General features: G+C 68.7%; 13 protein-coding genes. 10 read left to right on the top strand and 3 right to left on the bottom strand.

Translation table 11 applies throughout. From position 1 onward, the window contains the following. Nucleotides 1-193 precede the first annotated feature (193 nt). The 7 genes from BM060_RS09550 (at nt 194) to BM060_RS09520 (ending at nt 6,842) form a co-directional block, all read left to right on the top strand. Nucleotides 194-862, top strand: coding sequence for a GntR family transcriptional regulator (locus BM060_RS09550; RefSeq protein ID WP_074979473.1), 669 nt, complete (start codon nt 194-196; stop codon nt 860-862). A 60-nt stretch (nt 863-922) separates the two neighbouring features. After that, entirely contained in the window at nt 923-1,732 is an 810-nt protein-coding gene (locus tag BM060_RS09545; RefSeq protein WP_074979471.1) for an ABC transporter substrate-binding protein, read from the top strand. A 16-nt stretch (nt 1,733-1,748) separates the two neighbouring features. Then, nucleotides 1,749-2,519, top strand: coding sequence for an amino acid ABC transporter permease (locus BM060_RS09540; RefSeq protein WP_058489249.1), 771 nt, complete (start codon nt 1,749-1,751; stop codon nt 2,517-2,519). A 1-nt stretch (nt 2,520) separates the two neighbouring features. Beyond that, a complete protein-coding gene (locus BM060_RS09535; protein ID WP_043318903.1) occupies nt 2,521-3,300 on the top strand; it encodes an amino acid ABC transporter ATP-binding protein in 780 nt (259 codons plus the stop codon). Between the two features lie 17 nt (nt 3,301-3,317). After that, nucleotides 3,318-4,406 (top strand): polyamine ABC transporter substrate-binding protein, encoded by a 1,089-nt coding sequence (locus BM060_RS09530; protein WP_074979469.1) that lies wholly within the window; start codon nt 3,318-3,320, stop codon nt 4,404-4,406. Nucleotides 4,407-4,424: 18 nt separating this feature from the next. Then, entirely contained in the window at nt 4,425-6,041 is a 1,617-nt protein-coding gene (locus tag BM060_RS09525) for a gamma-glutamyltransferase family protein (protein ID WP_074979467.1), read from the top strand. Between the two features lie 405 nt (nt 6,042-6,446). Further along, complete coding sequence (locus tag BM060_RS09520; RefSeq protein ID WP_052267932.1) at nt 6,447-6,842, top strand: NUDIX hydrolase; 396 nt, start codon at nt 6,447-6,449, stop codon at nt 6,840-6,842. 534 nt (nt 6,843-7,376) lie between these two features. On the opposite strand, the gene BM060_RS09515 is transcribed toward BM060_RS09520, so the two are convergent. Both BM060_RS09515 and BM060_RS09510 read right to left on the bottom strand, forming a co-directional pair. Next, nucleotides 7,377-8,237, bottom strand: coding sequence for a CAP domain-containing protein (locus tag BM060_RS09515; RefSeq protein WP_074979465.1), 861 nt, complete (start codon nt 8,235-8,237; stop codon nt 7,377-7,379). 85 nt (nt 8,238-8,322) lie between these two features. Next, nucleotides 8,323-9,381, bottom strand: coding sequence for an AraC family transcriptional regulator (locus BM060_RS09510; RefSeq protein ID WP_074979463.1), 1,059 nt, complete (start codon nt 9,379-9,381; stop codon nt 8,323-8,325). A 101-nt stretch (nt 9,382-9,482) separates the two neighbouring features. Between BM060_RS09510 and BM060_RS09505 the strand changes: the two genes are divergently transcribed. Both BM060_RS09505 and BM060_RS09500 read left to right on the top strand, forming a co-directional pair. Continuing rightward, nucleotides 9,483-10,667, top strand: a complete 1,185-nt coding sequence (locus BM060_RS09505; RefSeq protein WP_074979461.1) for an acetyl-CoA C-acyltransferase family protein — start codon at nt 9,483-9,485, stop codon at nt 10,665-10,667. A gap of 112 nt (nt 10,668-10,779) precedes the next feature. Next, nucleotides 10,780-11,340 (top strand): TetR/AcrR family transcriptional regulator, encoded by a 561-nt coding sequence (locus tag BM060_RS09500; RefSeq protein ID WP_043266531.1) that lies wholly within the window; start codon nt 10,780-10,782, stop codon nt 11,338-11,340. Nucleotides 11,341-11,377: 37 nt separating this feature from the next. Here BM060_RS09500 and BM060_RS09495 read toward each other — a convergent pair whose 3' ends face one another. Then, nucleotides 11,378-13,495 carry a TonB-dependent receptor family protein gene (locus BM060_RS09495; RefSeq protein WP_074979460.1) on the bottom strand — a complete coding sequence of 706 codons (2,118 nt, stop codon included), beginning with the start codon at nt 13,493-13,495 and terminating at the stop codon, nt 11,378-11,380. Between the two features lie 100 nt (nt 13,496-13,595). Between BM060_RS09495 and BM060_RS32915 the strand changes: the two genes are divergently transcribed. Continuing rightward, nucleotides 13,596-13,760 carry a hypothetical protein gene (locus BM060_RS32915; RefSeq protein ID WP_159458818.1) on the top strand — a complete coding sequence of 55 codons (165 nt, stop codon included), beginning with the start codon at nt 13,596-13,598 and terminating at the stop codon, nt 13,758-13,760. The last annotated feature ends 75 nt before the right edge of the window (nt 13,761-13,835 follow it).

The following is a 13,835-nucleotide window of genomic DNA, read 5'->3' as shown; positions in this document are numbered from 1 at the left end:
CGTGCATCAACATGACGCACGACGAGCGCCGGACGTTACCGTTCGATGCCCATCCAGCACCCCGCTACCCTCCTCCATCCCAACCAAATCGCCAGCGAATCAACGGCTTGTGTCTCGATCAGCGATCCTGGCACGGCATCTGCTTAATTGCATTCATGGATAATTGGATACAGAAATCCAAAAGGAGCGTCCCATGCGCCTGGTACCCAACTACGACCGCCAACCCGTGACCGCCGAGGAAGAGGCCTACAGCTACCTGCTGGACGCCATCTGCAAGGGCCAGTACCGCACCGGCGACCGCCTGATCGCCGAAGACATCGCCAACGACATCGGCATGAGCCGCATGCCGGTGCGCGAAGCCTTCCGCCGCCTGGCCGCCGAGGGCCTGGTGACGCTGCGGCCGAACCGCGGGGCCATCGTCAGCGGGCTGAACATCGAGGAGATGCGCGAAGTCTTCGAGATGCGCAGCGCCCTGGAAGGCCTGGCCATCCGCCTCGCCGTGCCGAAGCTGGGCGAACGCCAGCTGGCGCGCCTGGAACGCCTGCTCGACGAGATGGACGACTACCGCGACGACAGCGCCGAGTGGGTCAGCCGCCACCGCGTCTTCCACGAATACCTCTGCAGCCTCGCCGAGCGCCCGCGCCTGCTGCGCCAGATCAACGCCCTGTACTCGATGATCGAGCCGCACATGCGCCTGTGGCTGCAGCACGTCGACAAGCCCATGAGCGCCCGCGAGGAGCACGCGGTGATCCTCGACGCGCTGCGCAGCGGCGACGCCCGCGAAGCCGAGCGGGTGCTCTGCGAGCACATCGAGGGCACGGTGCCCTCGCTGCTGAAGTTCCTCGAAGCAAAGGGCGCCTGAGACCCACGCTTCGCCTGTCCCGTTGAACTGCCCCGGCAACCTCGCCCACTGGAGCTGAACATGTTCGTACGCAGGATCCCGCAGTGCCTTCTCGCCCTCTGCCTGGCCGCCCCGCTGGCGCACGCCGACGCGGTGAAAATCCCCGACCGCCTGAAAACCGCCGACAAGGTGGTCTTCTGCGGCGGCATGGACTCCCCGCCCATGGGCTTCTACGACGCCTCGCAGAAGCTCACCGGGGTCACCGTCGACCTCGGCGAGGCCATCGCCAAGCGCCTGGGCGACAAGAAGATCGAATGGCGGGTGACGCCCTTCTCCGGGCTGATCCCGGCGCTGCTGGCCCGGCAGTGCGACATGCTGGTGGACCAGCTGTTCGACAAGCCCGAGCGGCGCGAAGTGATCGACATGGTCAACTACATGTATTCCAGCCAGGCCGTGGTGGTGGCCAAGGGCAACCCCAAGGGCATCCACACCCTCGACGACCTGTCCGGGAAGAAGGTCGCGGTGCTCAACGGCTCGACCATCCGCACCCTGCTCGACGCCCACAACGAGAAGCTGAAGCAGGCCGGCAAGGCGCCGATGAAAGTCATCGTCTACAACACCGACACCGACGCCTTCCAGGCCCTGCGCATCCAGCAGGCCGACGCCTACGGCACCACCGTGGAAACCGCCGGCTACTACCAGGGCATGGCCCCGGACCTGTTCGAGATCGGCGTGCCGGCCTTCGCCCGCATCCTCACCGGCCTGGGCATCCGCAAGGAAGACAAGCAGCTCAGCGCGGCGGTGCAGCAGATCATCCAGGACATGCAGGCCGACGGCAGCTACCAGGCGCTGCTCGCCAAGTGGCACATCGAAGGCGACAAGCTCGACTGAGCCGAGGTGACCGACCATGAACTTCAGTTGGGACGTGTTCTGGCAATACCTGCTCAAGCCGAGCGACATCTACCTGTACGGTCTCTGGCTGACCTGCGTGATCGCCGTCAGCGCCATGCTCCTGGGCTGCGTGCTCGGGCTGCTGGCGGCGCTGATGCGGCTGTCGTCCAACCCGCTGCTGCAATACCCGGTGCGCTTCTACGTGTGGCTGATGCGCGGCACCCCGCTGCTGGTGCAGATCGTCTTCCTCTACACGGCGCTGGCCGCCGGCGGGGTGTTCCGATTCGAGGACCTGGACCTGGGGCTGTTCGTCCTGCCCGGCAACATCCAGGCGGCGATCATCGCCCTGGGCCTCAACGAGGGCGCCTACATGGCCGAGATCATCCGCGCCGGCATCGGCGCGGTGGACAAGGGCCAGTACGAGGCCGGCAAGTCCCTGGGCATGACCTTCGCCAAGCTGATGCGGCGCATCGTCCTGCCCCAGGCCTTCCGCGTCATCGTCCCGCCGCTGGGCAACGAATTCAACGTGATGCTGAAGAACACCACCCTGGTCAGCGTGATCGGCGTGCAGGAACTGCTGCTGAGCACCCAGATGGTCACCTCGGCGACCTTCCGCGTGTTCGAGCTGTACCTGGTGGTGGCCATCTACTTCCTGCTGCTGACCACCCTCTGGGGCTTCTTCCAGCGCTGGCTGGAAAAACGCTTCGGCAAGTCCGAGGGCAACGCCCCGGCGGCGCCGAGCCGGATGTTCGGCCAGCAGGCCATGAAACTGCTGAGGGGGCGCTGAGATGATCCCGACCGCGAAAGACGTGGTGATCCAGGCCCGCGACGTGCACAAGGCCTTCGGCGAGCTGGAGATCCTCAAGGGCGTGTCCCTGGACGTGCACCGCGGCGAGGTGGTGGTGCTGATCGGCGCCTCCGGCTCGGGCAAGACCACCTTCATCCGCTGCATCAACCACCTGGAAGACATCCAGGGCGGCAGCATCCGCGTCAACGGCGCGCTGATGGGCTACCGCGAACGCGCCGACGGCAAGCTGGTGCGCGACTCGGAAAGCAACATCGCCCGCCGCCGCCGCGACATCGGCATGGTGTTCCAGCGCTTCAACCTGTTCCCGCACATGACGGTGCTGGAGAACATCATCGAGGCGCCGGTGCAGGTGCTCGGCGTGCCCCGCGGCGAAGCCCTCGAACAGGCGCGCCGCCTGCTCGCCCGGGTGCGCCTGGCGGACAAGGCCGAGCACTACCCGGCGCAGCTCTCCGGCGGCCAGCAGCAGCGCGTGGCCATCGCCCGCGCCCTGGCGATGAAGCCCCAGGCGATGCTCTTCGACGAACCCACCAGCGCGCTGGACCCGGAAACCGTGGGCGAGGTGCTGCAGGTGATGAAGGAGCTGGCCGAGGAAGGCATGACCATGGTGGTGGTGACCCACGAGATGGGCTTCGCCCGCGAAGTGGCCGACCGCGTGGTGGTGCTGCACCAGGGCGAGCTCATCGAAGAAGGCCCGCCGGCCCAGGTGTTCGGCAACCCCCATCACCCGCGCACGCGGGAATTCCTCAGCCGCGTACTCTGAACAGACAAGGACAAGCCATGCGCCACCGCGTTCTGCTCGCCAGCCTCAGCCTGCTCGCCTGCGCCATCGCCCAGGCCGACGACAAGCTCGTGCGTTTCTACAACTGGTCCGACTACATGGGCCCGGATACCCTCAAGGACTTCCAGAAGGACAGCGGCATCAAGGTCCAGTACGACGTCTTCGACACCAACGAGATGCTCGAGGCCAAGCTGCTCTCCGGGCACTCCGGCTACGACCTGGTGGTGCCCTCCAGCCAGTTCCTCACCAAGCAGATCAAGGCCGGCGTCTACCAGCCGCTGGACCGCAGCAAGTTGCCCAACTGGAACCACCTCGACCCGCGCCTGATGCAGCGCCTGGAAGCCGCCGACCCGGGCAACAAATACGCCGTGCCCTACATGTGGGGCACCGTCGGCATCGGCTACAACGCCGACAAGGTCAAGGCCGCGCTCGGCGCCGACGCCCCGGTGGACTCCTGGGACCTGGTGTTCAAGCCGCAGAACCTGGCCAAGCTGCACGACTGCGGCGTGGCCTTCCTCGACGCGCCGGTGAAGATCATCCCCCAGGCCCTGCACTACCTCGGCCTGGACCCCAACAGCCACAACCCCGACGACTACAGGAAGGCCTCGGCGCTGCTGCAGAAGCTCGCCCCCTCGGTGACCTACTTCCACTCCTCGCGCTACCCGACCGACCTCGCCAACGGCGACATCTGCGTGGCCATCGGCTACTCCGGCGACGTGATGCAGGCGCAGAGCCGCGCCAAGGAGGCCGGCAAGCACATCGATATCCGCTACGTGATCCCCAGGGAAGGCGCCAACCTCTGGTTCGACATGCTGGCCATCCCGCGCGACGCGCAGAACCCGGCCGGCGCCCTGGCCCTGGTGAACTACCTGCTGCAACCGCAGGTGATCGCCCCGGTGAGCGACTACGTCGGCTACGCCAACCCGAACAAGGACGCCACCGCCCTGCTCGACCCCAAGGTACGCGACAACCCCGGCATCTACCCCAGCGACGCGGTGATCGACAAGCTGTTCGTCTCCGCCGACCTGCCGCCGAACATCCAGCGCGTGATCACCCGCGAGTGGACCCGCATCAAGACCGGCCAATGACCTTCGAAGAGCCCTGCCATGCTTAACTTCTCCGCCCACGAATACCCCTACGCCTCCCAGCGCCAGAGCGTCTTCGCCCGCAACGGCATGGTCGCCGCCTCGCAACCGCTGGCCGCCGAGGCCGGCATCGCCATGCTGCGCGCCGGAGGCAACGCCATCGACGCGGCCATCGCCACCGCGGCGGCGCTGACGGTGGTCGAGCCCACCGGCTGCGCCATCGGCGGCGACGCCTTCGCCCTGGTCTGGGTCAAGGACCAGTTGCACGGCCTGGACGCCAGCGGCCACGCCCCCGCCTCGCTGTCCATCGACGCGGTGAAGGCCGCCGGCCACGGGAAGATGCCGGTGCACGGCTGGCTGCCGGTCACGGTGCCGGGCATCCCCTCGGCCTGGGCCGAGCTGTCCGCGCGCTTCGGCAAGCTGCCCTTCGCCGATTTGCTGCAACCGGCCATCGCCCTGGCCCGCGACGGCTTTCCGGTATCGCCGGTGGTGGCCCACCAGTGGGAAATCGCCCGCCGCGAATACCAGGCCAGCCGCGCCGCTGAACCGGTGCTGGAAGCCTGGTTCGACACCTTCACCCTCGACGGCGAAGCGCCGCGCGCCGGCCAGCTGTTCCGCAACCCGGCCCAGGCGCGGACCCTGGCCGAACTGGCCGAGACCAAGTGCGAGAGCTTCTACCGCGGTGCCATCGCCCAGCGCCTGGCCGCGCATTCCGCGGCCAGCGGCGGCCACCTGGGCGCGGTGGACCTGGCCGGCTACCGGCCGAAATGGGTCGAGCCGATCAAGGCCAACTACCGCGGCTATGACGTCTGGGAAATCCCGCCCAGCGGCCAGGGCCTGATCGCCCTGATGACGCTGAACATCCTCCAGGGCTTCGACTTCGACCAGCGCGACAGCCAACTGACCTGGCACCGCCAGCTGGAAGCGATGAAGAAGGCCTACGCCGACGGCCTGCACTACATCACCGACCCCGAGCACATGCGCGTGGCCGCCAGCGCCCTGCTGAGCGAAGACTACGCCGCGCGCCGCCGCGCCGAGATCGGCGAGCGCGCCCAGGCGCCACAACACGGCGACCCGCACGCCAGCGGCACCGTGTACATCGCCACCGCCGACGGCGAAGGCAACATGGTCTCCTTCATCCAGAGCGCCTACCACGGCTTCGGCTCCGGCGTGGTGCTGCCCGACAGCGGCATCGCCCTGCAGAACCGCGGCTCGGAATTCAGCCTCGACCCCGGCCACGCCAACGCCCTGGCCCCGGGCAAGCAGACCTTCCACACCATCATCCCCGGCTTCCTCAGCAAGGACGGCGTGGCGGTCGGCCCCTTCGGCGTGATGGGCGGCTACATGCAGCCCCAGGGCCACGTGCAGGTGGTGATGAACCTGGTGGACTTCGGCCTCAACCCGCAAGCCGCGCTGGACGCCCCACGCTGGCAGTGGCTGGGCGGGATGAAGGTGGGCATAGAACAGAGCGCCCCGCGCGACCTCGCCTTCGCCCTGGCCCGCCGCGGCCACGAGGTGGAAGTGGCTTGCGACCTGACCGACTACGGCCGCGGCCAGATCATCGTCCGCGACCCGCAGACCGGCGTGCTCTGCGGCGGCACCGAACCGCGGGCGGATTCGCATATCGCGGTGTGCTGATCGCGGACGGAGTCCGCTCCTACGCGCCATGCCATTCCCATGTAGGAGCGGATTTATCCGCGATTTCGCCGGCAAGGCCGGCGCTCGGTCATTCCCGTAGGATGGGTTGAGCGAAGCGATACCCATCACCGCCACCACATGGGTTTCGCAAGCTCAACCCATCCTACGAAAGGCACCTCGGCGCAAGCCGGAACACCGCGCCCCAAAACCGCCCATCCCCCCGCCGACCGATCAGAAATTTCCATTGCCCGAATCAGCGGTTTCAAATGGAACGCTGCCTTCCCCCCTGCGTATCCTGCGCGCCGCGCCGGCTGGCGCCGTTCTTGCTTATTTTTTGTGACAAATTCATGACAAGCGTTGTCTGCTATTACAGATGTATGTGGCAAGCAGTATCAGGGGGTGCCCATGGGTAGTGCGATCAAGGAACGGGCGACAGTGATCTGCCGTCAGGACGACAAGATCCTTTTCGTGCGCAAGGCCCGGCGCAAATGGAACCTGCCCGGTGGCCGCATCGAGGCCAACGAGGCCCCGCGCCAGGCGGCCCAGCGCGAGCTGGCCGAAGAAACCGGTCTGCAGGTGGAGGCCATGGCCTACCTCGCTCCGCTGGAGCTGTACCAGACCCTCCACTACGTGTTCGAAACGGCCCTGCCCGAGCCGCAGAACCCCCAGCCGCAGAACGAAATTGCCGACTGCCGCTGGTTCTCCCTGGACGAACTGGCCAAGCGCAACGTCAACAAGGCCATCAAGCGCCTGCTCAAGGACTACCGCAACCCGCAGGCGCAGCAGTCCTCCAGCGCCTGACGCCGCCAGGCCGGCTCGCGAAAATACGGCACATCCGGCCCCTGTTGGGCGCAACTGCCTACAGGCCGCGCCGAAGCGCCCTTCATAGGATGGGTGGAGCGAAGCGATACCCATCGCCCCTCCCCATCGCCGGCCCTGCCGGCGGGATCGCGGATGAATCCGCTCCTACCGTACGGCCAGGCCCGGCTCGCTCCTACGAAAGGCGGTGTTCACCTGTAACGTAGGAGCGGACTCCGTCCGCGATTGGCCCCGGCCGCGCGAGCCATCCGGCATCGGTGTTCCGCCCAACGATTGGGCGCAATCGTAGGAGCAACTGTCTTGCCGATTGCACCGAGGCGCTTTTCGTAGGATGGGTTGAGCCTTGGCGAAACCCATGCGGCCACGGCGATGGGTATCGCTTCGCTCAACACCATCCTACGAAAGACGCCGGTGGTTTCGGCTATCGCGGATGAGATCCGCTCCTGCGCAGCCCCACCCACCGCATTCCCATGTAGGAGCGCGCCCTGCGCGCGAAACGCGGGCAGGCCCGCTGCCTCAGGGCGCGCCGAACAGCAGCGTCCAGTACACCCCCTGGTCGCTGCGCGCCTCGCTGGCGTAGGCGCCGCCGACCTGGGTGAACAGCGGGTTCATCAGGTTGGCGCAATGCCCGGGGCTGGCCAGCCAGCTGGCCATGGCCTGGCTCGTCGAGCCCTGGCCGGCGGCGATGTTCTCGCCGATCTGGCGGCCGCGGTAGCCGGCGGCGCGGGCGCGGTCGGCCGGGGTGTCGCCGTCGGGGTCGCGGTGGGCGAAGTAGTTGCCGCGCGCCATGGCCCGGCTGTGCGCCTGCGCCGCCGCGCCCAGCGCCGGGCTCCAGCTCAGCGGCCGGGCCGCGGCGAAGCGCCGGTCGCCGCACAGCCGCGCCCGCGAACGCGCCGCGTTGACCTGGGCCAGCAGCGCCCGTCCCGCTGCGCGCGGGTCCTCCAGGCTGCTGCCGCCCATCGAGCGCGCCAGCACCAGGCGCCATTCGCCGCGGGCGCGGCTCACGCCGGCATCGGCGAACTGCGGGTCCAGCAGCGCCGAGCAATAGCGCTCGCGCAGCATGTCGAAGGCCTCCCCGGCATCGGCCGCACCCACCAGACGAATACTGCGCACCACCTGCGCCTGGTAGCCGGCAGCCCGCACGCCTTCGCGCAGGCCGCCGCCGAAGCCCACCGGCAGCGCCAGGCTGGCCTGCGACGTCAGCGGCGCCAGCCGCCTCGGCATACTTCCGCCACACCCCGAGGGATGCGCGCGGTAGGCGTTGATGGCCGCCAGCAGGCGGCTTTCCTCGCCGGCCCGGGCGAGGCCGGCCAGCAGGGGCGAAAGGCAGAGCAGGAACGACAGGCACGACGACAGACGACGAGCGATGGGGCGCATGAACGGCAGTGGACTCGGCTGATGGACGACACGGCCAGCCTCAGACTACCGCCACCGGCCAAGGTTCAGCGCCGCCGGGCGCCGCTCAGCCGCCGCCCTGGGCTCGGGCCGTGCGGTAGCGCCCGGGGCTCATGCCGGTCCACTGGCGGAAGGCGCGGTGGAACGCGCTGGGCTCCTGGAAGCCGCAGCGCGCGGCGATCTCGGCGATGCTCAGGCTGGCGTCGTCCAAGCACTCGAAGGCCAGCGCCCGGCGCACCTCGTGCTTGATCATCTGGTAGGAAAAGCCCTCGCGCTCCAGCTGGCGGCGGAAGGCCGATTCGCTCAACGCCAGCTGCGCGGCCATCTGCGCCTGGGACGGCCAGTCGAGGTCGCCACCAGCCTTCAGGCGGCGGTAGACCTTGGCCGACAGCCCGGAGCGGTTGCGGAAGCACACCACCACGCCCTCCGGGGCCTGGCGCAGGAACTGCTTGAGGCTGGCGAAGTTGCGGATCACCGGCAGCGCCAGTTGCTGGGCGTTGAACTCCAGCTCGGTGTGGTCGGCGTCGAAGCGGATCCACGGCCCCCACAGCAGCGGCTCGGCGCCGTGGGGCGGCTGCGGGTGGCCGAAGCGGGCGCGGTCGGGGTTGATGCGCCGCCCCACCAGCCAGCAGGCCACGCCGATGACCATGCTCAGGTAGATTTCCTCGGCGACGCAGCGCAGGGTGGCGTCGTCGATGCGCGTGTGCAGCACGATGGCCGCGCGGTTGCCGCGCAGCTCCAGGTGCGCGCGGATATCGCGGAGGAACAGGTTGAAGCCGGCCAGGCACTGGCGCAGGGCGCGGCCCAGGTCCGGCTCGTGCAGCACGCTGCGGCAGACCATGGCGAAGGCGCCGCGCGGCAGGCCGGCGGAATCGAAGGCGAAGAACTCGTCGCCCAGCTCCTCGGTGAGCAGCAGCCACAGGCGCGTCACCGCCTCCGCCGGCACCCGGTGCAGCGGCTCGTCCAGCCAGTGCGGCTCGATGCCGGCCTGCGCCAGCAGTTCGGCGGCGCGCTGCGGGCGGTCGGCCAGGCGGTGCAGCGCGGCCTTCACGAAATAGGCCGCCACCGAGTCGCGCCGGCGCGGGGTGGCCGTCTGTTCCTCGGGGCCCAGGGCGGGTTTCATCATCCGATATGTCCAAATTCGTCAGCCGGGACTGCGCAATTCTGGCATAGGACGCCGCCGCATCGCCTTCTAGACTGCTCGCCATTCTGCCAGGAGCCCTTCCCATGCACAGACCAGAAGTCTTCGTCGTCAGCGCGGTGCGCACCGCCATCGGTACCTTCGGCGGCACCCTCAAGGATACCCCGCCCGCCCAGCTCGCCACCCTGGTCACCCAGGCCGCGCTGGCCCGCGCCAACTGCGACGCGCAGCGCGTCGAGCACGTGGTGTTCGGCCACGTCATCCCCACCACGCCCAAGGACGCCTACATCAGCCGCGTGGCGGCGCTGCAGGCGGGCATTCCCAAGGAAGCCCCGGCCTTCACCGTCAACCGCCTGTGCGGCTCGGGCCTGCAGGCCATCGTCAGCGCCGCCCAGGGCCTGATGCTGGGCGACTCGCGCGTTGCCATCGCCGGCGGCGCCGAGTGCATGAGCCAGTCCGGCTACCTGGTGCCCAGCGCCCGCTGGGGCGCGCGCATGGGCGACGTGAAGATGCTCGACTACATGCTCGGCGCCCTGCAGGACCCGCTGCACGGCATCCACATGGGCATCACCGCCGAAAACATCGCCAGGCAGCACGGCATCACCCGCCAGGACCAGGACGCCCTGGCCCTGCAGAGCCAGCAGCGCGCCGCCCACGCCATCGCCGAAGGGCGCTTCGCCGGGCAGATCGTGCCGGTGGAAATCCGCAGCCGCAAAGGCAGCAGCCTGTTCGAGGTGGACGAGCACGTGCGCGCCGAGGCCAACCTGGAGCAACTGGCGAAGATGAAACCGGCCTTCCTCGAAGACGGCAGCGTCACCGCCGGCAACGCCTCGGGCCTGAACGACGGCGCCAGCGCCCTGCTGCTGGCCAGCGCCGAGGCGGTGAAGAGCGAAAACCTGCAGCCCATTGCGCGGGTGGTGGCCTATGCCCACGCCGGCGTCGAGCCCACCCTGATGGGCCTCGGCCCGATCCCGGCCACCCGCCTGGCCCTGCAGCGCGCCGGCCTGAGCGTGGCCGACCTGGACGTGATCGAGTCCAACGAGGCCTTCGCCGCCCAGGCCTGCGCGGTCAGCCGCGAGCTGGGCTTCGACCCGGAGAAGGTCAACCCCAACGGCTCGGGCATCTCCCTGGGCCACCCCATCGGCGCCTCCGGCGCGATCATCGCCACCAAGGCCATCCACGAGCTGCAGCGCATCCAGGGCCGCTACGCGCTGGCCACCATGTGCATCGGCGGCGGCCAGGGCATCGCCGTGATCTTCGAACGCGTCTGATCGGGCCGGCCGGCCCCGGAGGCGCCCAACCCACGAAACGGGCGTGCCGCGGCCGGCCGCCCTTTCGGCGCGCCTTCCCGGCGACAACCCGATACGACGTACAGGTGCCCAGATGACCGCCTCTCCCGGCTCGCGTTTCGCGCGCAACCGCCCCAAGGCCCTGGAGCTCTTCGCCCGGCGCGGCTTCGCCCAGGTCAGCCTGCGCGAACTGGCGCGCCACCTGGAGCTGACCGCGGGCTCGCTCTACAGCCATTGCGCGAGCAAGGAAGAACTGCTGCTGGAGTTCATCGAGGAACACTACCTGGCGCTGCTTTCGCTGTTCGACCAGCGCCGGCTGCGCGGCTGCCCCAAGGCCGCCCTGCAACGGGTGGTCGAGGGCCTGGTAGCGTTGTACGAAAGCAATCCCCTGCACTTCCAGTTGGCCACCCGCGACGCCGGCTGCCTCAGCGACGAGCAGCGCCAGTGCGTCGAACGGCTGCGCCGGCAGCTCGGCCAGAAGCTCGATGCGCAGCTGGGCGCCGCCGGCTACGCCAGCCCCGGCCAGGCCTGCCAGCCCACCCTGGAGCTGTTCGAGCACCTGCCCCTGTGGCTGGCCCGCTACCCGCTGGACCAGCAACAGCGCTGCGCCACTCTGCTGCGCTCGCTGACAGCCGCGCTGGCGCCTGGCGCCTGAAGCGGCGGGGCCGGCACGGCGCCGGCCCCGCGGCGGCTCAGAAGCGCACGGCCACCCCGGCGGTGACGTTGAACGGATCGCCCGGGTAGAAGTTGGCCGAGTCCCGGCCCTTGGCGTCGTAGGCGGTGTTGGCCGCGGTGGCGTAGTGCTCGTTGGTCAGGTTGCGCAGGTCGAGGAACACCTCCCAGCGCCGGCCCGGCGCCTGGTAGCCCAGCTTGGCGCCCCACAGCGTGTACGAAGGCGCGCCCAGGCTGTTGGCGTAGTCCACGTAGTAGCTGGAGGCCGCCCGCGCGTTGAGCTCGGCGTAGTAGCCGTCGTGCCGCTGGTAGTTCAGCTGCGCCTGGTACGCCTGGCGCGGCAGGCTGGGCAGTTCGTTGTCGCCGAAGGTGCTGTCGCCGCGGTAGTGGAAGTCGTTCAGCGTCCAGGCCTGGCGCAGGTCCAGGCGGTCGCCGTTGGCGCCTTCCCAGAGCTGGATGCCCAGCCCCGCCTCGATGCCCTGGTGGATGGTCGGGCTGGCGTTGGAATTGGCCACCAGCGCATCCGCCGTGGCTGTGGCCTGGCGCACCACCACCGAGAGCAGCTCGTCCTTCACCCAGGAGCGGTACAGCGTCAGGCTGCCGTCCACCACCCCGACGCTGCCGCGGATGCCCACCTCCAGGGTGTCGGCCTTCTGCGGGGTGAGCGGACGGATGTAGGGCACGCTGGTGCTGCCCAGTTGCCAGGTCACCGGCGGGTCGATGGAGCGGCTGGCGTTGCCGAACAGCTGGATGTCCGGCGTCAGTTGGTAGCGCAGGCCGATGCGCGGCGCGGCGTACCACTTGTTGTAGCTGACCGCGCTGGGGAACTCGCTGGTGTTGGCGCTGGTGCTGTACTCGATGCTCACGTCGCGGTCGATGTTGATCGCCGAGAGCCCGCTCACCAGCCACAGGCGCGGGTCCAGCTGCAGCTCGTTGCCGAAGGCGAACACGGTATCCCGCGAGCCGGTGTAGTCGGTGTGCTGCAGCAACTGGCCGGTGGCGCGGCTGTGGGACTTCACGTCGGCGAACTGCGAGCGGGTGCTGCTGAAGGTCAGGGTGGTGTCGCTGGGCAGGCCGAACAGGCGGTCCTGGCTGCGCAGGTAGCGCAGCGTCAGGTTGGTGTCGGTGGAGCGCCAGTCCTGCGGCGTGGCCGAGTAACGCCAGCCGTTGAGCAGCGGGTAGTCGTTGACGCTCAGGCCCACCTGCAGCCGCGAGTCGTCGTCGAAGCGGTAGGTGGTGGTGCTGCCGACCCAGGTGGAGCCGTCCTTCTTGCGCCCGGTGGGCACCTTGTTGGAATTGGAGTCGTGCTTGATCTGCTCGCGGGTCAGGGTGTTGCCCTGGGTCAGCGTCTCCTCGCGGTAGCGCAGGATCAGCCGGGTATCCAGGCGCTCGTTGAAGCGGTGGCCGAGGTTGGCCACCAGCTCCTGGCCCTTGTTCGGGGTGTCGTGCTGGTAGCCGTCGCGCTCGTTGTGGAAGATCGACACGTAATAGTCGCTGTCGTCCACCACCCCGCCGGTGCTCAGCTGCTGCTTGCGGTAGCCGAAGCTGCCGGCCTCCAGGCGCAGGTAGTTGCCCGGCGCGGTGTAGCCGCTGTGGGTGACGAAGTTGATGGCGCCACCCAGGCTGGTGGCCGCGTAGTCGAAGGCGTTGGCACCGTAGAGCACCTCGGTGTGATCGATGCCGTTCATGCTCAGGTAGTCTTCCTGGGTGCCGCCCGGGCCGGTGATGGGCAGGCCGTCGAACAGGTATCTGATGCCCAGCGCGTAGCCCTGGTAGAAGGTGTTCAGGCCCGAGCCGCGGATGGAAATCTTGTTCGCCCCGCTGCCGCTGGTGGCCTGGGCGAATATCCCCGGCTGCAGCGCGAACACGTCCTCGGCGTTGGTCGCGCGGCCCTTCTCCACTTCCTTGTTGTCCACCACCACGGCCGCGCCGGGAACCTTCTTCAAACGCTCCTCGGCCTTCTGCGCCTCGCTGCGGGCGGCGCCCTCCACCACCACGGTGGCCAGGCGGGTATCGCCACCCTCCGGCTGGGCCGCCCACAGCGGGCCGCCGGCCAGGCACAGGCCGGCGCCGAGGCTCAGCAGCCGGCCCCCCAGGCCGGCGCGGGTTGTACGGGTTATAGGTTTTTTCAAATGCACGGCAAGGCTCCTTAGGTCCTCCAATGAGTGGGCGAGCCTCTATGCGCATAGTCGTGCTCGACAGCGCTTTCGCAGAATCCATGCCAAGCATTAATTCCTTATGAATCAATCAGTTGAGAAAAAGCACGCTGTACTCGAAGGAACATCTGTTGCCGCGCTGTTGATCGCTTCACAACCCGCCGCCAACCGCCCGCTGCTCAGCCAGCAACAGCGAATCGACAAACTGCCCGCGCAGCAGCGTGGAATCGAGGCGCAAGCCCACTGAAACGGGCCTTCCAGGCCGGGCATGGCTTGTGCAACGCAGCCTGGGCGGCCGCTCCCGGAGCGCACGCCGCCCCGT

Source organism: Pseudomonas citronellolis (assembly GCF_900112375.1).
In the GTDB taxonomy this organism is placed as follows: Bacteria; Pseudomonadota; Gammaproteobacteria; order Pseudomonadales; family Pseudomonadaceae; genus Pseudomonas; species Pseudomonas citronellolis.
Note: the sequence above shows the minus strand (reverse complement) of the source record. Positions and strands in the feature narration are given on the sequence as shown.

Bases quoted from the DNA above. Each gene is read 5' to 3' on its own strand.
- BM060_RS09550 (WP_074979473.1), top strand. From the start codon at position 194: ATGCGCCTGGTACCCAACTACGACCGCCAACCCGTGACCGCCGAGGAA.
- BM060_RS09545 (WP_074979471.1), top strand. From the start codon at position 923: ATGTTCGTACGCAGGATCCCGCAGTGCCTTCTCGCCCTCTGCCTGGCC.
- BM060_RS09540 (WP_058489249.1), top strand. From the start codon at position 1,749: ATGAACTTCAGTTGGGACGTGTTCTGGCAATACCTGCTCAAGCCGAGC.
- BM060_RS09535 (WP_043318903.1), top strand. From the start codon at position 2,521: ATGATCCCGACCGCGAAAGACGTGGTGATCCAGGCCCGCGACGTGCAC.
- BM060_RS09530 (WP_074979469.1), top strand. From the start codon at position 3,318: ATGCGCCACCGCGTTCTGCTCGCCAGCCTCAGCCTGCTCGCCTGCGCC.
- BM060_RS09525 (WP_074979467.1), top strand. From the start codon at position 4,425: ATGCTTAACTTCTCCGCCCACGAATACCCCTACGCCTCCCAGCGCCAG.
- BM060_RS09520 (WP_052267932.1), top strand. From the start codon at position 6,447: ATGGGTAGTGCGATCAAGGAACGGGCGACAGTGATCTGCCGTCAGGAC.
- BM060_RS09515 (WP_074979465.1), bottom strand. From the start codon at position 8,237: ATGCGCCCCATCGCTCGTCGTCTGTCGTCGTGCCTGTCGTTCCTGCTC.
- BM060_RS09510 (WP_074979463.1), bottom strand. From the start codon at position 9,381: ATGATGAAACCCGCCCTGGGCCCCGAGGAACAGACGGCCACCCCGCGC.
- BM060_RS09505 (WP_074979461.1), top strand. From the start codon at position 9,483: ATGCACAGACCAGAAGTCTTCGTCGTCAGCGCGGTGCGCACCGCCATC.
- BM060_RS09500 (WP_043266531.1), top strand. From the start codon at position 10,780: ATGACCGCCTCTCCCGGCTCGCGTTTCGCGCGCAACCGCCCCAAGGCC.
- BM060_RS32915 (WP_159458818.1), top strand. From the start codon at position 13,596: ATGAATCAATCAGTTGAGAAAAAGCACGCTGTACTCGAAGGAACATCT.